The organism is Streptomyces sp. CO7 (assembly GCF_053474865.1).
Map to the genome: position 1 here is coordinate 1 of NZ_JBRIOU010000077.1, position 508 is coordinate 508.

The following is a 508-nucleotide window of genomic DNA, read 5'->3' on the forward strand; positions in this document are numbered from 1 at the left end:
GGACGTGGCAGGGTGGCCCGATGGTGATCGTGAGGTCCGCAGCGCTCTTCGTGCTGGCCGCGGTGTTGGAGATCGGCGGCGCGTGGCTCGTCTGGCAGGGCTTCCGCGAGAGCCGTGGCTGGGCGTGGATCGGCGCGGGAGTGCTGGCGCTGGGGGCGTACGGGTTCGTCGCGACGTTCCAGCCGGACGGGGAGTTCGGGCGGGTGCTGGCCGCGTACGGCGGGGTCTTCGTCGCGGGGTCCCTCGCGTGGGGGGCGATCGCCGACGGTTACCGCCCCGATCGCTGGGACGTCACCGGCGCCCTCGTCTGCCTCGCGGGCATGGCCCTCATCATGTACGCGCCCCGCGGCCGCTGACCTCCGCCGCCACCGGGACGGTACCCGCGTGGTGGGTACCCGCGCGGCGGTGTGGGCGGCTCGTCGCTCGGGGCCGCGGGCCGCGGTCGAGGCTCGCAAGCGGCCGGGAGCAGCGCGGGGTTGCGGAACGGGGGCCTCGTGGGGGCTGGGAC

Annotated in this window: 1 protein-coding gene; it reads left to right on the forward strand. The window is 76.0% G+C overall.

Annotation, left to right across the window (positions count from 1 at the left end):
• Positions 1-20: 20 nt before the first annotated feature.
• Positions 21-356 (forward strand): YnfA family protein, encoded by a 336-nt coding sequence (locus ACOV8S_RS31160; RefSeq protein ID WP_448321842.1) that lies wholly within the window; start codon positions 21-23, stop codon positions 354-356.
• The last annotated feature ends 152 nt before the right edge of the window (positions 357-508 follow it).

Excerpts from the sequence above, each read along its gene's own strand:
- ACOV8S_RS31160 (WP_448321842.1), top strand. The coding sequence starts at position 21 with ATGGTGATCGTGAGGTCCGCAGCGCTCTTCGTGCTGGCCGCGGTGTTG.